The 20622-nt window shown below is 30.8% G+C and carries 12 protein-coding genes; 10 read left to right on the top strand and 2 right to left on the bottom strand.

What is annotated here, in order from left to right:
• Position 1 precedes the first annotated feature (1 nt).
• Positions 2–2920: a SusC/RagA family TonB-linked outer membrane protein gene (locus MHN29_RS09755; RefSeq protein ID WP_235274787.1), complete on the bottom strand. Its 2919-nt coding sequence runs from the start codon at positions 2918–2920 to the stop codon at positions 2–4.
• A gap of 197 nt (positions 2921–3117) precedes the next feature.
• On the opposite strand from MHN29_RS09755, the gene MHN29_RS09750 reads away from it, so the two are divergent.
• The 9 genes from MHN29_RS09750 (at position 3118) to MHN29_RS09710 (ending at position 19336) form a co-directional block, all read left to right on the top strand.
• Positions 3118–4134: a LacI family DNA-binding transcriptional regulator gene (locus tag MHN29_RS09750; RefSeq protein ID WP_235274788.1), complete on the top strand. Its 1017-nt coding sequence runs from the start codon at positions 3118–3120 to the stop codon at positions 4132–4134.
• 135 nt (positions 4135–4269) lie between these two features.
• On the top strand, positions 4270–5646 hold the full coding sequence (locus tag MHN29_RS09745) for an MFS transporter (protein WP_235274789.1): 1377 nt from the start codon (positions 4270–4272) through the stop codon (positions 5644–5646).
• 2 nt (positions 5647–5648) lie between these two features.
• A complete protein-coding gene (gene pgmB, locus MHN29_RS09740) occupies positions 5649–6302 on the top strand; it encodes a beta-phosphoglucomutase (RefSeq protein WP_235274790.1) in 654 nt (217 codons plus the stop codon).
• A 44-nt stretch (positions 6303–6346) separates the two neighbouring features.
• Entirely contained in the window at positions 6347–8653 is a 2307-nt protein-coding gene (locus tag MHN29_RS09735; RefSeq protein ID WP_235274791.1) for a glycoside hydrolase family 65 protein, read from the top strand.
• 46 nt (positions 8654–8699) lie between these two features.
• Positions 8700–10631: a glycoside hydrolase family 13 protein gene (locus MHN29_RS09730; RefSeq protein ID WP_235274792.1), complete on the top strand. Its 1932-nt coding sequence runs from the start codon at positions 8700–8702 to the stop codon at positions 10629–10631.
• Between the two features lie 6 nt (positions 10632–10637).
• A complete protein-coding gene (locus MHN29_RS09725; protein WP_235274793.1) occupies positions 10638–14120 on the top strand; it encodes a TIM-barrel domain-containing protein in 3483 nt (1160 codons plus the stop codon).
• A gap of 3 nt (positions 14121–14123) precedes the next feature.
• Positions 14124–15785, top strand: coding sequence for an alpha-amylase family glycosyl hydrolase (locus tag MHN29_RS09720; protein WP_235274794.1), 1662 nt, complete (start codon positions 14124–14126; stop codon positions 15783–15785).
• Positions 15786–15787: 2 nt separating this feature from the next.
• Positions 15788–17896 (top strand): glycoside hydrolase family 97 protein, encoded by a 2109-nt coding sequence (locus tag MHN29_RS09715; protein WP_235274795.1) that lies wholly within the window; start codon positions 15788–15790, stop codon positions 17894–17896.
• Positions 17897–17899: 3 nt separating this feature from the next.
• Positions 17900–19336: an alpha-amylase family glycosyl hydrolase gene (locus MHN29_RS09710; RefSeq protein WP_235274796.1), complete on the top strand. Its 1437-nt coding sequence runs from the start codon at positions 17900–17902 to the stop codon at positions 19334–19336.
• A gap of 58 nt (positions 19337–19394) precedes the next feature.
• Here MHN29_RS09710 and MHN29_RS09705 read toward each other — a convergent pair whose 3' ends face one another.
• Positions 19395–19811 carry a type IV pilin protein gene (locus MHN29_RS09705; RefSeq protein WP_235274797.1) on the bottom strand — a complete coding sequence of 139 codons (417 nt, stop codon included), beginning with the start codon at positions 19809–19811 and terminating at the stop codon, positions 19395–19397.
• Positions 19812–19889: 78 nt separating this feature from the next.
• On the opposite strand from MHN29_RS09705, the gene MHN29_RS09700 reads away from it, so the two are divergent.
• On the top strand, positions 19890–20621 hold the full coding sequence (locus tag MHN29_RS09700) for a hypothetical protein (RefSeq protein WP_235274798.1): 732 nt from the start codon (positions 19890–19892) through the stop codon (positions 20619–20621).
• The last annotated feature ends 1 nt before the right edge of the window (position 20622 follow it).

The following is a 20622-nucleotide window of genomic DNA, read 5'->3' as shown; positions in this document are numbered from 1 at the left end:
ATTAAAATTTAATATTAGTACCGATAAGGAAGTTTCTTGGTCTTGGATAAATAGTATTATCAATTCCTCCAAATACTTCAGGGTCTAAACCGCTATAATTTGTAATGGTAAATACATTTTGCATTCCAGCCCAAATACGAATACTATTTTTAGAAAACTTTTTAATAGGTCTATTAAATGTATAACCAATAGTAATATTATCCATTCTTAAGAATGATGCATTTTCTATAAAGATATCAGAGTTTAAAACATCCGATGTATTTACAAAGTCAGTTGCTAAAACTGAAGTAGGAACATTTCCTAAAACTGCGTTATCTTGTAATAAAGCGTACTGAGCTCTTGCTGAATTTACATTGTTATAAACATAATTCCCAATATTAGCTCTTAAGTTAAAAGATAAGTCGAAGTTCTTGTAGTTAAAGTTTGATTGAAAACCAAAAATTAAATCAGCTGCTGGGTTCTCTTTTAAGTAACGATCATTGTCATTTATAATACCATCTCCATTTAAATCAGCATAAGAACCTTCAATAGGTTTTCCTGCACTATTATATAATTGTTTGAATACATAGAAAGAGTTTGGTGCAAATCCTTCTCTTAAAAGTTGAATAGTATTTCCTGTACCACCGGCAGTACCACCAGTTCTAATATCACTGTTATTAGCTAAAGCAGTAATCTTTCTGTCAAGATATGTAGCATTAGAAGTAAAGTTCCAGTTGATATCTTCTGTTTTTAAAATATCTCCATTAAAAGTGAATTCAATACCGTTAATTTCTAAATCACCAACATTTTGAATTACTTGGTTACTAAAATTAATTCCGTCAGGTAAACCTGTGTTAAATAATAAATCTGTTGATTTTTTATTAAAGTAATTTAAAGAACCATCAAATCTATTGTTAAATAATCCATAATCAATACCAAATTCTAAAGTAGCTGTTTCTTCCCATTTTAAGTTAGGGTTGATAACAGATGGAATAGTTGCTTTAATAACGTTATTTGCAAATTGAAATTGAGAGTTTTGGTTTCCGAAACGATATCTGTTTAAATAAACATCATTTACCCCAGGTAAGTTTTGTTGTCCTGTTAAACCATAACTAACTCTTAATTTTAAGTTAGATAATATTTCTGAATCTTTTAAGAAATCCTCTTCACTTATCTTCCAAGCTAAAGCAGCTCCTCCAAAGTCACCCCAACGATTTTCACTACTAAAACGTGAAGTTCCATCTCTACGATAGTTTAAGGTAAGTAAATATTTATCTAAATAATCAACTTTTACTCTACCAAAGAAACCAATGTTTACAACATTAGGATCAGCAAAAGTAGTAGCAAAAGAATCTGGGTTTGATGTATTTCCTGAGTCACCTCCAAAGTTTTTGAATTTTTGATAAGAATAACCAGCAGTAACATCTAAGTTTACTTTTTCTAATTTTTTAGTATAATTTAAATAACCATCTAATAATTGGTTGCTTCTTTCAGAGTATCCAGAAGAATTAATACCAGCAAAACGTAATGTTTCATCAGCATTTCCAATATCATATGGGTTTGTATAAGTTGTTTGTCCTTCAGCTTTATCAAAACCAACATTAATAACTGCTCTTAAGTCAGGGAAGAAATGAAGTTTATAATCAAGGTTTAAGTTTCCAAAGTGTCTAAATACTTTACCTCTACTATTAGCTAATAATAATGCAGCAACAGGGTTTTGGGTACCGTTTAAAACTAAGTTTCCGTTTCTGTGTTGGTAAAAACCACCAAAAGGAGAACTAGCATCATATACTGGTTGTGTAGGATCATAACGTAATGCAGCACCAATTTGACCAGCATCACCAAACCTACTGTCTTCGAAGTTTCTGTTATAATTTAAGTTAATTTTTAAGTGATCATCTAATAAAGAAGGATTCATCGATAACGATATAGTTTTTCTATCAAAATTAGAAGTTAGTATGTTACCTTCCTGACTTGCGAACCCTAAAGACAACCTAGTAGGGATAGCTCCGAAGATTTGACCTTTAGCTGTTAAGTTTGTTAATGAAGAACCAGTAGTTCTAAAAATTTCATTTTGCCAATTAGTATTAGCACTACCTAATAAACCAGCATCTTGAGGTCTTCTTTGTTGAATTAAGCTTCTAAAGGCATCAGCTGAAAAAACATTAATTCTATCTCTAATTTCACCATAAGTAAATTGATAATCTAAATCTAAAGTGAAATCTCTCTTACCTTTTTTAGTTGTAATAATGATTACACCATTAGAGGCACGAGAACCATAAATAGCGGTAGCAGAAGCATCTTTTAATACTGAGAATGATTCAATATCGTTAGGGTTTATATTTGCTAAAACACCACGAGAACCAGCTACACTATTTTCTTCAATAGGTAATCCATCAATTACTATTAAAGGAGAGTTCGAAGCAGTAATAGAAGAACCTCCACGAATGGTAATTTGAGAACCAGAACCTGGAGCACCACTTGTTTTGATTTCTACACCAGAAACTCGTCCACTTAATAAATTTTCTGGAGTTACAACATTACCTTTTGTAAAGTCTTTAGCAGTAATAGCTTCTACAGAACCTGTAGCATCTTTTACCGTAGTAGTACCATAACCAACAACAACAACTTCATCTAAGTTTTGGTTGTCGTTTTCTAAAGAAACATTGATTGTTGTTTGGTTACCTACTAAGACTTCTTTTGTTTTTAAACCTATAAAGGAGTAGATTAGAACATCTGTAGGTTTAACATTTTGAATACTATAATTACCATTAAAGTCGGTATCAATACCTTTAATTGTCCCCTTTATGATAATACTTACACCGGGTAAAGGTTCACCCGTGTCTTTTTCTGTAACTTTACCTGTAACAGTTTGTTGGGCAAACATTGTTATAGAGGAAAGTAGTAGAATTCCACTGAACAATAATTTTAAATTTTTCATGTATAAATTATTAAATAATAACTGTAAATTTGATTAATAAGCAATCAATAATTTAAATTCCACTCCGTGAAGGTAGTCATTAAAATGTCTTTCTAGGTACTATTAATGCTGCGAAAACGTTTTCGTGTTAATAACTTTTTTACTTTAACTTAACATATCGATAATATTAACCGAAAAATTTATCAGTTTTGTAAAATATGAAGCCAAAAATTACCATAAAGATAATAGCAAAAGAGTTAGGTGTGTCAGTTTCAACTGTTTCTAAAGCATTAAGAGATAGTTATGAAATTAGTAAAGAGACGAAAGATCGTATAAAAGCATATGCTGATTACTATAATTATAGACCTAATAATTTAGCGTTACAATTAAGAAATCAGAAAACAAAAGTTATTGGTATTATTTTACCCAAAATTGTACATCACTTTTTTTCAACAGTGATTAAAGGTATTGAAGACGAGGCGAATAAAAGGGGGTATAATATCATGGTTTGCTTTTCTAATAATAATGAGAAGAAAGAAGCAGAAACCATAGATGTTTTAACTAATGGAAGTGTTGATGGTTTATTAGTTTCAATAGCAAAAGAAACATTAGAGAATAACACTTTCTCTCATTTTAAAAGATTAACAGAAAATGAAGTTCCTTTAGTATTGTTTGATAGAACACACTCATCTATAAACTGTGATAAGGTAATAGTAGATGATATAGGGGCTGGTTATAAAGCAACCAAACATTTATTAGATTTAGGTTGTAAAAAAATAGCAATTGTAACAACTCCTGAGCATGTAACAGTAGGTTTGCATAGAGAACAAGGTTACGAAAAAGCATTAAAGGAGCGAGGAGAAGTTATTGATAGGGATTTAATTATTGAGGTAGATGAAGAAAAGGATATTTATACTCAAATAAAAGAATTGTTTGTACATGATGTAGATGCTGTCTTTGCTGTAAACGAAATTTATGCAGCTATCGCTATACGAATAGCAAAAGAAAAAGGTTTGAGAGTTCCTGAGGATATTTCAATAGTCGGATTTACAGATGGTTTAATATCAGAATATTCATCACCATCTATTACTACAGTAGTTCAACATGGGTTTACTATGGGGAAACAAGCAGCGGAAATGTTAATAGATAGAATAGAAAATGGAGATGATAAAAAAAGATTTCAAACAAAAGTGATTTCCAGTAACTTGAAGATTAGAGAATCTACGAAATCGTAATAGTAACTTTTTTTTATAGTTAACAATCTAAGTTATATCTTTATCACGACAAAAAGACTTATCAATAATTTTTATTCCACAAATAAATAGATAAGTCATAGCGCTTATCGTAGTATAAACTAATTAATTACGATAATGAAAAAGCGTAAATTAAGTTTCTGGGAAATTTGGAACATGAGTTTCGGTTTCTTAGGGATTCAGTTCGGTTTTGCCTTACAAGGAGGCTTTATGTCTCGAATATTTCAAACTCTTGGTGCTGCTAAGGATGACATTCCTATGCTTTGGATTGCTGCTCCATTAACAGGACTATTAGTTCAACCAATTATTGGATATCTAAGTGATAGAACTTGGAGTGTGAAATGGGGGAGAAGGCGTCCTTATTTTTTAATAGGAGCTATTTTAAGTTCCTTAGCATTATTTTTAGTACCGCATTCTCCAGCTTTATGGATTGCTGCTGGTTTCCTATGGATTTTAGATGCGTCAATTAATGTGTCTATGGAACCTTTTAGAGCTTTAGTAGCAGATAAGTTACCAGAATCTCAGCGTTCTTATGGGTTTGTTGTACAAACATTAATTATAGGTATTGGAACTTGGGTAGCAAGTAATTTACCGTGGATGGTTTCACAATTTGGAGTAAGTGATTCTGCTGCTTCAGGAGTGGTGCCAATGTCGGTAAAAGTAGCCTTTGCAATTGGAGCTTTTGTTTTCTTAGTAAGTATTCTTTACACAGTTTTTACTACTTCAGAGTATCCTCCAGAGGATATGGAAGCTTTTGAAAAAGAAAAAGCTAAGAAGAATCAATTTATTCCAGATATTTTAAATAATGTAGGAAGCATGCCTTCAACAATGAAAAGGTTAGGTGTAATACAATTCTTTAGTTGGTTTGCTTTTTTTACTATGTGGAGTATGGCGAACCCTGCTCTTACAGAGCACGTATTTAAAACGCCCGCACCAATTAAAGCGAACTATGATATGGCTGTGGCAGCACAAGCAGAAGCATTTAATGTAGCAAATACAGCTTTTCAAAAATCATCAAACTTGGTGGGGTCATATATGGGGACATATGGATTATCATCAATGGCTTTTGCATTATTATTAGTGTTATATACATCAAAAAGAAGAATTAATAGAAAGTATGTTCACATGGTTTCTTTAATCCTTGGGGGATTAGGTTTCTTAATGATGAAGTTTATACCATCGCCAGAATATTTAACAATCTCGTTTGTTTTAATAGGATTTTCTTGGGGAAGTATCTTGTCAATGCCATATGCAATGTTATCAAGTTCCGTTGATCCTAAAAAGATGGGAGTAATTATGGGGATATTCAATATGTTTATTGTGATACCTCAAATAGTTGCTGCCTTAGGAGGAGTTAATTTTATTTCTGGTTTATTAGGTGAAGAAGCTATTAATGCAATGACAGTAGCTGGGGTAAGTTTACTATTAGCTGGTTTAGCAAACTTCTTAATAACAAACCCTAAAGCAATTACTTACCAAACAGTAGAAGAATAAAAATGAAGAAAGGATTTATTTTCGATTTAGACGGTGTTATTGTTGACACCGCAAAATATCATTTTCTAGCTTGGAAAAAATTAGCAAATGATATAGGAATAGATTTTACCGAAACTCAAAACGAACAATTAAAAGGAGTAAGTAGAGTAAGATCTTTAGAAAAAATATTGTCTTGGGGAAATAAAACAATCCCAGAAGACGAGTTTATGGAACTCATGGCAAAAAAAAATAATGATTATTTGAGTTATATAGCCAAGATGGATGAAAGTGAGATTTTGCCAGATGTTCCTAAAGTATTGAATTACTTAAAAAAAGAAGACCAGCCAATATCGCTGGGGTCAGCAAGTAAAAATGCTAGACAAATTTTAAAAAAGGTGAATTTAATTTCAGACTTCAATGCTATTGTTGATGGTAATGATGTATCAAAAGCAAAACCAGATCCAGAAGTGTTTTTAAACGCAGCGAAATCGTTAGAAATGATTCCGCAAAACTGTATTGTATTTGAAGATTCTTTAGCAGGAGTTCAAGCTGCTAACAATGCAAATATGATATCAATAGGTATTGGAGATAAAGATGTTTTAAAAGAAGCAGATTATGTTTTTAGTGATTTTACTGAGATAAGCATCGCCTTTTTAAAAGAGTTAATAGAGAAATAGAATATAAAACTTAAGTAGAGTTTTAAAAAATAGAATGATTTAAAATGAATCAAGATTATATCAAATCCAACGAATGGAGTATTATAGAAGAGGGATTTAATGCAGAACGTGTAAAATCATCAGAAAGCCTTTTCAGTATTGGAAATGGGGCTATGGGGCAACGCGCCAATTTTGAAGAAACATATACAGGAGACACTTTTCAAGGAAGTTATATCGCAGGGGTATATTACCCAGATAAAACAAGAGTTGGATGGTGGAAGAATGGTTATCCAGAGTATTTTGCAAAAGTTTTAAATGCTCCAAACTGGATAGGAATTAACGTAAAAGTAAATGATGAACAAGTTGATTTAAATACCTGTTCAAAAGTTACAGAATTCAGAAGAGAGTTGAATATGAAGGAAGGTTGGTTATCAAGAACCTTCAAAGCGACTTTACAAAATGGAATAGAAATTTCTGTAGAAGCAAAACGTTTTTTAAGTTTAGAGTTAGATGAAGTAGGTGTTATTAAGTATGCAATAACTCCTTTAAATTCTGATGCCATAATTAGTTTTGAGCCATATTTAGATAGTGGAATTACTAATGAAGATACCAACTGGGATGCGAAATTCTGGAATACTTTAAATGTATCAACAGAAGGAAGTCAAGCATTTATAGAGGCGCATACAATGAAAACTGAGTTCCATACTTGTACATTCATGGAGTCTCAATTAGAATTGAACGGAAAACAACTAAGTATTCAGCCAGAAGTAGTAAAATCTGAAAAGAAAGTTTCTTTTAATTATACAAAAGAAGTTAAGGAAAAAGAAAGCTATACCATATTTAAGTTTGCTGGATACACTGCTGATAGAAATCATGATAAAAGCGAGTTAGTTTTAGCTGCAAAATCAGTTTTAATAAAAGCTACGTCATTAGGATTTAATGACTTGCTAGAACTACAGAAAAACTCTTGGGCAAAGATTTGGGAAACTGCAGATATAACAATCTCTGGTGATGTAAAAGCTCAACAAGGAATTAGATTTAATATTTTTCAATTAAATCAAACATATTTAGGTACTGATCCTTTATTGAATATAGGACCTAAAGGATTTACAGGAGAAAAATATGGTGGAAGTACTTATTGGGATACCGAAGCATATTGTATACCATTTTACATGGCTACAAAAGATGAAAAAGTAGCAAGAAACTTGTTAGAATATCGTTACCATCATTTAGATAGAGCTATAGAAAATGCAGAAAAACTTGGGTTTACCAATGGAGCTGCATTGTATCCAATGGTAACAATGAATGGAGAAGAATGTCATAACGAGTGGGAAATTACTTTTGAAGAGATTCATAGAAATGGAGCTATAGCGTTTGCTATTTACAATTATTTCAGATATACAGGAGACTATTCATATATACCAGAAAAAGGATTAGAAGTACTTATTGGAATTGCGCGTTTTTGGCAGCAAAGAGCTACATTCTCAACTGCAAAAGATAAGTATGTAATTCTTGGAGTAACAGGTCCAAATGAGTACGAAAACAATGTAAACAATAACTGGTATACAAATTATACTGCCAAATGGTGTATAGAATATGCTTTAGAAAGCATTGCTAAAGTAGCTAAGGAGTATGCTAAAGATTACGAGCGAATTTTAGAAAAAACACAAATAACTAATGAAGAGTTAGAAGCTTGGAAAAAAGTAGCAGAAAATATGTATTTCCCGTATTCGGAAAAGCATGACGTATTCTTACAACAAGATGGATTTTTAGATAAAGAATTGGTGTCAGTGGCAGATTTAGATAAGTCGCAAAGACCAATTAATCAAAAATGGAGTTGGGATCGAATATTAAGATCACCATATATTAAGCAAGCAGATATATTACAAGGTTTCTATTTCTTTGAAGATCATTTTTCAAAAGAACAATTAGAGAAACACTTCGATTTTTACGAGCCATTTACAGTTCACGAAAGCTCATTGTCGCCTTGTGTACATAGTATTCAAGCAGCTAAATTAGATAGAATGGATCAAGCATATGAATTCTATTTACGTACTTCCCGTTTAGATTTAGATGACTATAACAAAGAAGTAGAAGAAGGGTTACATATTACTTCAATGGCAGGAACTTGGATGAGTATTGTTGAAGGTTTTGGAGGAATGAGAATTAAAGAAAATAAACTTTCATTTGAACCAAAAATTCCTAAGCAATGGGATGGATACTCTTTTAAAGTTAACTTTAGAAATCAAATATTAAAAGTATCTGTAAATCACGAAAAGACTGAATTTGAATTAGAAGGAACTGAAGAATTAGAAGTTTTATTCGAATCAAAAAGCATAAAAATATCCCCTAATAGTATGATTACTGTGTAATCAAAATTAATCCCTCACAGATGAATTTCTGTGAGGTTTTATTCTTATGAAAAAAATAGGTTTATATATTATTTTATTAGTTTTTATTTCATGTAACTCTGAAAAAAAAGAAGGTGAAATAAAAGAAACTCAGGTAGCTGTTTCAAATACTTTTTTAGAACGTGCAGAGCCTCCAAACTGGTGGGTGGGTTTTACAAATGATACACTTCAGTTACTAGTGAAAGAAGAAAATATAGGAAATTCAAAACCTGCAATTTCTTACAAAGGAATAACTATAAACAAGATTCATAAGGCAAAAAGTAACAACTATTTATTCATCGATTTAACGATTAATAAAAACACAAAACCAGGAAAGTTTGATATCGTTTTTACTTTAAACGATAACTCAAAAAAAACACATACGTACGAATTAAAACCAAGAAAAAAATCAGCAGATGAGTATATCGGTTTTAATAGTTCAGATGCAATTTATTTAATAACTCCCGATCGTTTTGCAAATGGAAACTCAAAGAATGATAGTTTTCAAAATCTTAAAGAAACAGATGTCGATAGAAATGATGATTATAAACGACATGGAGGAGATTTAGAAGGAATTATAAATCATTTAGATTATATAGAAAACTTAGGTTTTACGGCTATTTGGCCAACTCCAGTTTTAATAAATGATATGCCTAATGCTTCTTATCATGGTTATGCTATGACCGATTATTATAAAGTAGATCCTCGATTTGGAACTTTAGATGATTATAAAAAATTATCATCAGAATTGTCTAAAAAAGGAATGAAATTAATAATGGATCAGGTAGCTAATCATTGTGGATTAGAGCATTGGTGGATGAAAGACTTACCTTTTGATAATTGGGTTAATTATCAATCACACTATGAAAAAAATAAAGAAAATTGGTCATGGAAAACTGTAAAGCATTCAAATCATAAAAGAACAACAAATCAAGATTTATATGCTTCAGAAATAGATGCGAAAGAAAATACTGAAGGTTGGTTTGTTTCCGATATGCCAGATTTAAACCAGCGTAATCCTTTTATGGCTACCTATATCATTCAAAATTCAATTTGGTGGATAGAAACCTTAGGTTTAGGAGGAATTCGACAAGATACCTACCCTTATCCTGATAAAAAGTTTATGGCAAATTGGGTAAATGCTATTATGAATGAATATCCGAATTTTTCAATTGTAGGAGAAGAGTGGAGTTATAATCCATTGTTAATAGGATATTGGCAGAAAGGAAAAAATAATAGAGATGGTTATCAATCAAATTTAAAGTCTACCATGGATTTTGCAATGCAAAAAAATGTTGTAGATGCTTTAAATGAACCAGAAAAATGGGATAAAGGACTAGTTAAAATATATGAAGGTTTAGCCAACGACTTTCACTATAAAACACCAAAAGACATTTTAATTTTTCCAGATAACCATGATAAAAGTAGAATTTACACGCAGCTTAAAGAGGATGTTGTAAATACAAAAATGGCATTAGCTACTTATGCAGTTTTACCAAGAATATTACAAGTATATTACGGAACTGAGATTTTAATGGACGATACAGCTAAACCAGGAGATCATGGATTAATTCGAACAGATTTTCCAGGAGGCTGGGAAGGCGATAAAATAAATGCATTTACAAAAAACGGTTTGTCTAAAGAACAAATAGAAATGCAAAGCTTTGTTGCAAAACTATTAACTTATCGTAAGAAGAGTAAAGCAATTCAAGATGGAAAAACAGTGCATTTTGCTCCAAAAGAAGGAGTATATGTCTTATTTAGAAAATATGAAGATGAAGTAGTAGTGCTGATTTTAAATAAGAACGATAAACCTTATATATTAGACTTGAGTCGCTTTAAAGAAATGAATCTTAAAGGAAAAGCGTTTAAAAATATAATTACAAACAAAACTACTGTATGGCAAGATAGTCTTCTTTTAAATAAAAAAGGAAGCTTGTTATTAACTACAAAACAATAAAACTAAGTGAAAAAACTTTTAAGTATATTATTTTTATTTATAGGTTACAATTTATTAGCACAGGTAACTATTACAATAGATGAATTACCAAGTGGAACTTCAAAAGATACTCCAATATTCATTTCTGGAAATTTTGAAGGTTGGTCTGGTGGTAAAAAAGAATATCAACTAGACAATAAAGAGGGAGTTTATAGCATAACACTTCCACATCAATCAAAAAACATTTTATTCAAGTTTACTCAAGGTTCTTGGAAAACTGCAGAGTCGGCAGCTGATGGAACAAGTATAGATAATAGATCATATAAGTTCAATAAAGCAAATGATACTTTAAAAATCAAAATAGCCGGTTGGTCTCATTTAACAAGTTCAGAGAAAAGTTCAACAGCTTCTAAAAACGTAACAGTTATATCAGAAGAATTTGAAATTCCTGAATTAAATAGGAAAAGAACAATTCGACTGTATTTACCACCAGGTTATACAAAATCGAAAAAATCTTATCCAGTAGTGTATATGCACGATGGACAGAATCTTTTTGATAAACAAACCTCTTTCTCAGGAGAATGGGAAGTTGATGAAGCGTTAAATAAATTGTATGAGGATAAAAACTTACAGCTTATAGTTATAGGAATTGACAATGGAGGTTCTAAACGATTAGATGAGTACTCACCATGGAAGAATAATAGATATGGAGGAGGAGAAGGAGAGGCTTACTTAGAATTTATTGTAAAAACATTAAAACCATATATAGATAGCAAGTACAGAACATTAAAGAATAAATCAAATACAGGAATTATTGGTAGTTCTATGGGAGGATTAATCTCTCACTATGCAGGATTAAAATATCCAAAAGTATTTGGTAAAATAGGAGTGTATTCTCCTTCTTTTTGGTTTGCTCCAGAGGTTGTAGAGTTTTCAAAGAAACGAGGAAATCTATCAGATACAAAAATGTATTTTTTAGCAGGAGGAAAAGAAGGTGGAAATACAGCTTTTAATGAAATAAGTAAGACAGTAAGAGATATGAATTTGATGGTAGATGTTCTTAAAGAACAGAACTTCCCATCAGAAAATATAAAAGTAAAGGTTGTTCCAGAAGGAAAGCATAATGAAGAATTATGGAGAACAAATTTTGAAGAAACTATTCTATGGCTATTTAAAAATGAAATAGAAGAAAGAAAATTCGATTTTGTACAATTTGTAAAAGATGAATTAAAAATAAAGGTTTCTGATGGTTCTTATTTGATTAAGTTTTTAAACTCTAAAATTGTAGAAACAACCTTTGTTCCTAAAGATCAAAAAGAAGCTAAAAAAGCATCACATGCAGTGGTTATTAATTCAGTATATAAAGATGTTAAGTTTAAAGAAGGTAAAGAAAAAATAAAGTTTAGTACAAAAGATGTTTCTGTAGTCATTCAAAAAAGACCATTTAATATTTCGTATTGGTACAAAGGAAAAGAGTTAGTTTCAGAGAAAAATGGTTATCAAAGAAATGACGATTTTGAAACGCTACAATTTAACTTACAACCAAACGAAGTTTTATATGGCGGAGGGGCTAGAGCCTTAGGAATGAATAGAAGAGGGAATCGTTTACGTTTGTATAATAGAGCGCATTATGGTTATGAAGAGAAATCGAAACTAATGAACTATACAATGCCATTAGTGTACTCTTCGAATCTGTATGCTATTCATTTTGATAATGCACCAATTGGTTATTTAGATTTAGATAGTAAGAAAAATAATACATTGACTTATGAAACTATTTCTGGACGAAAAACCTATCAGGTAATTGCAGGAGATTCTTGGTTGAATTTAATAGATAATTATACCGATTTAACGGGGAAACAACCAATGTTACCACGTTGGGCGCTAGGAAATTTTTCAAGTCGATTTGGATATCATTCACAAAAAGAAACAGAAAATACCATAGCGAAATTTAAGTCAGAAAAAATACCTGTAGATGCAGTAATCCTTGATTTATATTGGTTTGGTAAAGATATTCAAGGAACAATGGGGAATTTAGAGGTTTATAAAGACTCTTTCCCAGACATGAAAAAGATGGTTTCAAATTTTAAAAAAGAAGGAGTTAAAACAGTTTTAATAACAGAGCCATTTATAATATCAACATCAAAAAAATGGAAAGATGCTGTAGCTAAAAATGTATTAGCAAAAGATTCTATAGGGAATCCCGCTACTTACGATTTCTATTTTGGAAATACAGGAATAGTAGATATATACAGTAAACAAGGAAAAGAATGGTTTTGGAATATTTATAAAGATATAAAATCATTAGGAATACAAGGTTTTTGGGGAGATTTAGGAGAACCAGAAGTACATCCAACTTGGGTACAACATGCAACAGGAAGTGCAGATGAAGTACATAATATTTACGGACATGATTGGGCACGGTTAATTTTTGAGGGTTACCAAAAAGAATATCCAAATGAAAGACCATTTATATTAATGAGAGCAGGATATTCAGGATCACAACGATTTGGAATGGTACCATGGTCTGGAGATGTAAATAGAACTTGGGGAGGATTACATAGTCAGCCAGAAATAGCATTACAAATGGGAATGCAAGGTTTAGGGTATATGCATTCAGATTTAGGAGGTTTTGCAGGAGCAAACTTAAATGACGAATTATATACTAGGTGGTTACAATATGGAGTATTTCAGCCAATATACAGACCACACGCACAAGAAGAAGTAGCGAGTGAACCAGTATTTAGAGAGCCAAAAACAAAAGCATTAGCAAAAAAATCGATAGAATTAAGATATCAGTTGTTGCCTTATAACTATCACTTAGTTTTTGAAAATAACCAATATGGAAAACCATTAATGAGACCACTGTTTTTTGAAGAAAAAGAAAACAAAGTTTTACAAGGGAAATCAACCACTTATTTATGGGGGAATGATTTTTTAGTAACACCAATAATGAAATCCAAAATTAGAGAGCAAGAGGTATATTTTCCAAAAAACAATATTTGGTTTGACTTTTATACAGATGAAAAAATTACTGGAGGTAAGGCACAAAAAGTACAGGTAAAAGAAACATCAATACCTACCTACGTAAGAGCAGGGGCTTTTATTCCGATGACAGAAACAATTCAAAATACAGAAGAGTACAATCAGAATAAAATAAATGTTCATTATTATCATGATGCCTCAGTAGAAAAAAGTAAAAGAGAGTTATATAATGATGATGGAAGAACAGTAAAAGCTTTTGAAAAAGGAAAATTTGAATTGATCACTTTTGAAAGTCAATCAAACAAAAAAGGTTTAGAGATTAAATTAAGTTCAAAAAAAGGAAAAGAATATGCTACTTCTGAAAAAGAAATTAATTTAATAATTCACAATATTGATGCTAAGCCTACAAGAATTAAAGTAGGGAAAAAGAAAGAAAAAATAGACTGGAATGCTAAAACAAAAGTTTTAAGAATACCAGTTACTTGGAAAGCAACAACTTCAAAAAACATAAAAATAAAGTTTTAAAAAATGAGGAAACTAGCAATTGTAATTCTTCTAGTGGTAAGTATGGTCGCTTGTAAAACAAAAGTGCAGGAACCAGTAAAAAAAGAACAAAAAACTCCTTTTGTATGGAACGGAGCAAACTTATATTTTTTATTAACCGATAGATTTAATAATGGTGATACAGGCAATGACGTTAATTTTGATAGAACAAAAGAACCAGGGAAGTTAAGAGGTTTTGAAGGAGGAGACATCAAAGGAATTACCCAAAAAATAAAAGAAGGTTACTTTACCAAATTAGGAATCAATGCTATTTGGATGACTCCAATAGTTGAACAAATACATGGAGGAACAGATGAAGGAACAGGAGTAACTTATGGTTTTCATGGATATTGGACAAAAGATTGGACAAAAATAGATCCTAATTATGGTACCAAAGAGGACTTAAAAGAACTAGTAGAAACAGCACATAAAAACGGAATTAGAATTTTGTTAGATGCTGTAATAAACCATACAGGTCCAGTCACGGAAAAAGATCCAGTATGGCCATCAGAATGGGTAAGAACAGAGCCACAATGTGTATATAATAATTATAAAAATACAGTAACATGTACATTGGTTAAAAATTTACCAGATATAAAAACAGAGAGTAATGAAAATGTAGAATTACCATCACAACTGGTAGAAAAATGGAAGCAAGAAGGTAGATATGAAGAAGAAGTAAAAGAATTAGATGAGTTTTTTGCTAGAACAGGTTACCCAAGAGCACCAAGATTTTATATTATAAAATGGTTAACAGACTATATTACAGAATATGGAATAGATGGGTATAGAGTAGATACAGTAAAGCATACAGAAGAAAATGTATGGCAAGAATTTAAAAAAGAATGTGATTATGCATTTGAAAAATGGAAAAAAGATCACCCAGAGAAAGTGTTAGATAAAACGCCATTTTATTTAGTAGGGGAAGTATATGGATATGGAATAAGTGGTGAAAAAAACTATGATTTTGGCGATAAAAAAGTGAACTATTTTGATAAAGCATTTAATAGTTTAATCAATTTTGAATTTAAATGGAATGCAAAACAATTGAGTTATGAAGACTCGAATGTGAAGTACGATAGTATTTTAAATAAAAAATTAAAAGGTTATGGAACTTTAAATTATGTTAGTTCACATGATGACGGTCAGCCATTTGATCCAAAGAGAGAAAAGCCATTTGAAACAGCAAATAGATTATTATTAGGATTAGGAACATCGCAAGTTTATTATGGTGATGAGTCAGCACGTTCTTTAGTCATAGAAGGAACAGAAGGAGATGCAACGTTACGTTCATTTATGAATTGGGAGGAAATAACGAATAATAAACAAACGCAAAAAGTATTAGAATACTGGCAAAAGTTAGGGCAGTTTCGTAAAAATCATCCGGCAGTAGGAGCGGGAAAACATCAGATGATAACTAAAGAACCTTATGTTTTTTCTAGAGTTTATAAAGAAGGAGATTATACAGATAAAGTCGTGGTTGGATTAAACTTAGTTAATGAAACCAATGAGATTGTGGTTTCTCCTATATTTAAAGATGGAGATAAACTGAAAGATACTTTTTCAAATCTTACTTGCGAAGTAAAAGAAGGAAAAATAGCGGTAAAAGGAAGTCAGCCAGTAGTTTTATTAGAAAAGATAAATTAAAGATGAAAAAACTAGCCTTATTAGCAGTTACAGTACTCTTATTTTCATGTAGTAAGAGTAAAAAAGATATAGAAATAACTTCACCAGATACGCAATTAAAAGTAGAGTTTGGTTTAGATAAGAGTAAATCTTCATACTATATCGTTAAAAGAAAAAACGAAATAGTGATAGATACATCGTATTTAGGTTTTGAGTTTAAAAATGCAAAAGCATTAAAAGAAAACTTAAAAGTATTAAATACAGAAACAAGTACTTTTAATGAAACTTGGCAAATGCCTTGGGGAGAACAAGAAGAAGTTGTAAATAATTACAATGAATTAAAAGTAAAATTAGAAGAAGATGGTTCAAAACGTAAGTTCTCAGTAGTATTTAAAGTTTATAATGATGGAATAGGCTTCAGATACGAGTTTCCAAAACAAGAAGGATTATCAGAAGTTTTAATAACAGAAGAGCATACAGAATTTAATTTAACGGAAGATTATAAAACTTTTTGGATTCCAGGAGATTGGGATAGTTATGAGCATTTATACAATACAACACCATTGTCGAAAATAGATGCATTAGCAAAAGCAAATCACGGAAATTTAGCACAAACACAAATACCACATAATGCTGTTAATACACCAGTAACTATGGTTGGTAAAAACGGATTGCATTTAAGTTTTCATGAGGCTGCATTAGTAGATTACTCAGGTATGACATTAGGAGTAGATGAAAAAGAATTAAAGCTGAAGAGTATTTTGGTAGGCTCAAAAAACAATGATTATAAAGTAAAAAGAACACTGCCGTTTAATACACCTTGGCGTACAATTCAAATAACAGATAATGCTCCAGATTTAATAGCATCTAATTTGATAGTTAATTTAAATGAACCAAATAAATTAGGAGATGTTTCTTGGTTTAAACCAATGAAGTATACAGGAGTTTGGTGGGAAATGCATTTAGGTAAATCGTCTTGGGATTACGGAATGACTAAAGATGAAAATGGAAAATGGGTAGATACTGGTAAAGCTCATGGACGACATGGAGCAACGACAGAAAATGTGAAAAGATTTATCGATTTTTCAGCAAAGAATAATATCAAAGGAGTATTAGTAGAAGGTTGGAATACAGGTTGGGAAAATTGGATAGGATTTGAAGATAGAGAAGGAGTTTTTGATTTTGTAACGCCATATCCAGATTATGATATTGAAGAAATAGTTCGTTATGGAAAAGAAAAAGGAGTAGATATTATAATGCACCATGAAACTTCAGCAGCAACAGCTACTTATACAAAGCAACAAGACACTGCTTTTGCATTAATGAAAAAGTACGGAATGCATGCAGTAAAAACAGGTTATGTAGGTAAGATATTACCAAAAGGAGAGTATCATCATGGGCAAAAAATGGTAAATCATTACAACAATACTGTTGAGAAAGCAGCTAAATATCAAATAGCAATTAATGCTCATGAGCCAATTAAAGCAACAGGATTAAGAAGAACATATCCAAATACAATATCAAGAGAAGGGTTGAGGGGGCAAGAGTTCAACGCTTGGGCTTCTGATGGTGGAAATCCACCAGAGCACTTACCAATAGTTGTATTTACAAGAATGTTAGCAGGACCTATAGATTTTACACCAGGGATTTTCAATATAAAGTTTGATGAGTTTAAAAAAGATAATCAAGTAAATACCACTTTAGCACAGCAATTAGCTTTATATATTGTTATTTATAGTCCAGTACAAATGGCGGCCGATTTAGTAGAACATTATGAAGCAAATCCAAAAGCCTTACAATTTATAAAAGAGGTAGGTGTAGATTGGAAACAAACGAAAGTTTTAAATGGAGAGGTAGGAGAATATGTAATAATTACAAGAGAGGAAAGAAATACCAATAATTGGTTTTTAGGAGCAATTACAAATGAAAAATCAAGAGAGATACCATTAGATTTTAACTTTTTAGAAGAAGGAACTTATAAAGTAACCATTTATAAAGATGGTAAAAATGCGCATTGGAACAACAATCCATTAGATTTAGAAATAGAAACAATAGAAGTAACCAATAAAACTAAAATGAACATAAAATTAGCTTCAGGTGGGGGGGTAGCTATGAGTATTATTAAACAATAAAGAATGAAAAAAACAATTAGTATTTTTTTAGTAGCAGCAATGTTGTTTGCTTGTAAAACAGAGAAAAAAGAAGTAGCTAAAAAAGAGGTAAAAGAAACAAAAGAAGTTTCAATAGCTCCAGTTACAAATGAAATGATGGAGAATGCTATTATATACGAGGCAAATATTCGTCAATATTCAAAAGAAGGGACATTTGAGCAGTTTACAAAAGACATTCCTCAGTTAAAGGAATTAGGAGTGAAAATTATTTGGTTAATGCCAGTTTTTCCAATTTCACAAACAAAAAGAAAAGCAACAGGAGGAGATTTTGCATCAAAATTAACCGATCCAAAAGAACAAGCAAAAGCATTAGGAAGTTATTATGCAGTATCAGATTTTACTAAGATAAATCCAGAGTTTGGAACTATAGAGGACTTTAGAAAATTAGTGAAAACAGCACATGAAAATAATATGTATGTTATTTTAGATTGGGTACCAAATCACACAGGATGGGATCATACATGGTTAAAAACAAACCCAGAATTTTATACTAAAAATGATAAAGGAGAAATTACAGACCCTTTAAATGAAGATGGAACACCAGTAGGTTGGGCAGATGTAGCAGATTTAAATTACGATAACAAAGAGTTACGTAAAGAGATGGTAAAAGACATGCAATATTGGATTACAAAAGAAGGAGTGGATGGATTCCGTTGTGATGTTGCAGGATCAGTACCTACTGACTTTTGGCAAGAAGCAATTCCACAATTAAGAGCTAAAAAAGACATTTTTATGTTAGCAGAAGCTTGGGAACCAGAATTAATGAAAGAAGGTTTGTTTGATATGGGATATGGATGGGATACACACCATAGAATGAATCATATTGCAAAAGGAGAAGAAAGTGTAAAAGATTGGAATAAAAGAATGGTACAAATAGATACTTTGTATGAAAAAGATGATATTCTAATGAACTTTGTAACCAATCATGACGAAAACTCTTGGAATGGTACAATTAAAGAAAGAATGGGAGATGCAGCAGAGCTTTTTACAGCGTTAACCTATGTAGCTCCAGGAATGCCATTAATATACTCAGGTCAAGAATATGGATTAGACCACAGGTTAAAGTTTTTTGAAAAAGATTCTATTCCACATACAAAAGGAAAAGAGTGGAGCTTATTAAAAAAGTTAGGAGAACTTAAAACAACTAATGTAGCTTTAAATGGAGGAAAAGTAGCAGCATCATATGATTTATTCAATACAACAAAAGAAGCTTTAGTATTCTCAAGAAAAAAAAATAATAAAGAAGTGATATTTATCGGAAATCTATCAAAACAACCAATTAAAGAAAATATTCAATATGAAGGGAGTTTTGTTGATTATATGTCGGGAGAAGAAGTTAAGTTAAGTGGAGAAGAAATCTCATTAGAACCATGGGAGTATAAAATATTAGTAAAGAAATAAAAAACATAAAAAAAACCAAGCTAAATGCTTGGTTTTTTATTGTATATCAATAGGTAAATTAGTCTTTAACAACTTCAACTAAATTATTATCCTGATCAATTTCCCAAATATTTAAAACTCCGTCACCATCAAAATCGGTTATAGCAACTGCTTTGGCTTTAAAAGCATTATTTGTAGCTTGTATTATTTCGTAGTTATAATTAGAAGTTCCACCTTGATTTATAGTTTTTGGAGGAATAAAATCAACAGCACTTAAATCATTAGAGTACTTAGAATTCATATAAAAATAATTACGTTGCATATTGTATATGTGTTCTAATTGGGTTTGAGCTTCTATTTTTTTTGCTTTTGTAATTAAAGGCATTAAGTTAGGTAATGCTATTAATATTAAGATTCCAATAATAACTAAAACAACTAATAATTCCTGTAAGTTAAAGGCATCAGTTTTTTTGAATACTATATTTTTATTTTTCATAGATATTGTTTTGAGAGACAAAAATAAAAAAAAATACTACTTTTGTTTGCTGGGATTATTTAGAAAATAAAAAAAGATATGAAAATAAGAGAATTGCTATGCTTATTCATGGTAGGAATATTTATGTCCTGTGGAGTATTGCCCCATAAAAATAATTTTAACAAAACACAAAAGAATGTAGAGTTAGGAGTTATTGGAGTTAAGAAGAAATCAGTTCACAAAACTGATTTTGAAGAAATAGGTATACCTAATTATGAAAACCTTATTAAAATTTCCTTAATAGAAAAAAACTTTACTAAAAAAAATTATAATCAATATTTAAAAGCTATTAAAAACAAAAAAGTATTGAATAGTGTTAAATATATTGATAGTATTGAAAATAAACCTAAATACTTTGAAATAAATCTTAATGATAAAGTAGAAGTGATAAATGCAATAAATAGTAATTCATTACTATTTAATTATCTAAAAAAGACTCCAGAAGCAAAAATTGTAACAAGTTTACGTTTTGTTGCTCCAAAATCGTTAAGTAACAAATTACTTAGTGCAGATGCTTTTTATTTGACAACCGATAATCAGAAAAAACAGCGTTTATATATCTATAAAAACCAAAGTAAAGTTGGAGAAATAGATATGAGTAAAAACGATGTTTTTGCTTATAAAAAAGCGTCTTTTTGTTGGATGGTAACTGATAGAAAGAAATTAAAGTTAGCAACGATTCTTGAAGAAGGAGAGACTTGCAAAAATGCTACAAATAAAAATGTAGAGAAATTAGAAAAAGAATTAAGAAAAAGTACTTTTAAATTTTAAA

The organism is Tenacibaculum sp. Cn5-46 (assembly GCF_022347705.1).
GTDB lineage: Bacteria > Bacteroidota > Bacteroidia > Flavobacteriales > Flavobacteriaceae > Polaribacter > Polaribacter aiptasiae.
Note: the sequence above shows the minus strand (reverse complement) of the source record. Positions and strands in the feature narration are given on the sequence as shown.

Excerpts from the sequence above, each read along its gene's own strand:
- MHN29_RS09745 (WP_235274789.1), top strand. The coding sequence starts at position 4,270 with ATGAAAAAGCGTAAATTAAGTTTCTGGGAAATTTGGAACATGAGTTTC.
- MHN29_RS09715 (WP_235274795.1), top strand. The coding sequence starts at position 15,788 with ATGAAAAAACTAGCCTTATTAGCAGTTACAGTACTCTTATTTTCATGT.
- MHN29_RS09720 (WP_235274794.1), top strand. The coding sequence starts at position 14,124 with ATGAGGAAACTAGCAATTGTAATTCTTCTAGTGGTAAGTATGGTCGCT.
- MHN29_RS09735 (WP_235274791.1), top strand. The coding sequence starts at position 6,347 with ATGAATCAAGATTATATCAAATCCAACGAATGGAGTATTATAGAAGAG.
- MHN29_RS09730 (WP_235274792.1), top strand. The coding sequence starts at position 8,700 with ATGAAAAAAATAGGTTTATATATTATTTTATTAGTTTTTATTTCATGT.
- MHN29_RS09710 (WP_235274796.1), top strand. The coding sequence starts at position 17,900 with ATGAAAAAAACAATTAGTATTTTTTTAGTAGCAGCAATGTTGTTTGCT.
- MHN29_RS09750 (WP_235274788.1), top strand. The coding sequence starts at position 3,118 with ATGAAGCCAAAAATTACCATAAAGATAATAGCAAAAGAGTTAGGTGTG.
- MHN29_RS09700 (WP_235274798.1), top strand. The coding sequence starts at position 19,890 with ATGAAAATAAGAGAATTGCTATGCTTATTCATGGTAGGAATATTTATG.
- pgmB (WP_235274790.1), top strand. The coding sequence starts at position 5,649 with ATGAAGAAAGGATTTATTTTCGATTTAGACGGTGTTATTGTTGACACC.
- MHN29_RS09705 (WP_235274797.1), bottom strand. The coding sequence starts at position 19,811 with ATGAAAAATAAAAATATAGTATTCAAAAAAACTGATGCCTTTAACTTA.
- MHN29_RS09755 (WP_235274787.1), bottom strand. The coding sequence starts at position 2,920 with ATGAAAAATTTAAAATTATTGTTCAGTGGAATTCTACTACTTTCCTCT.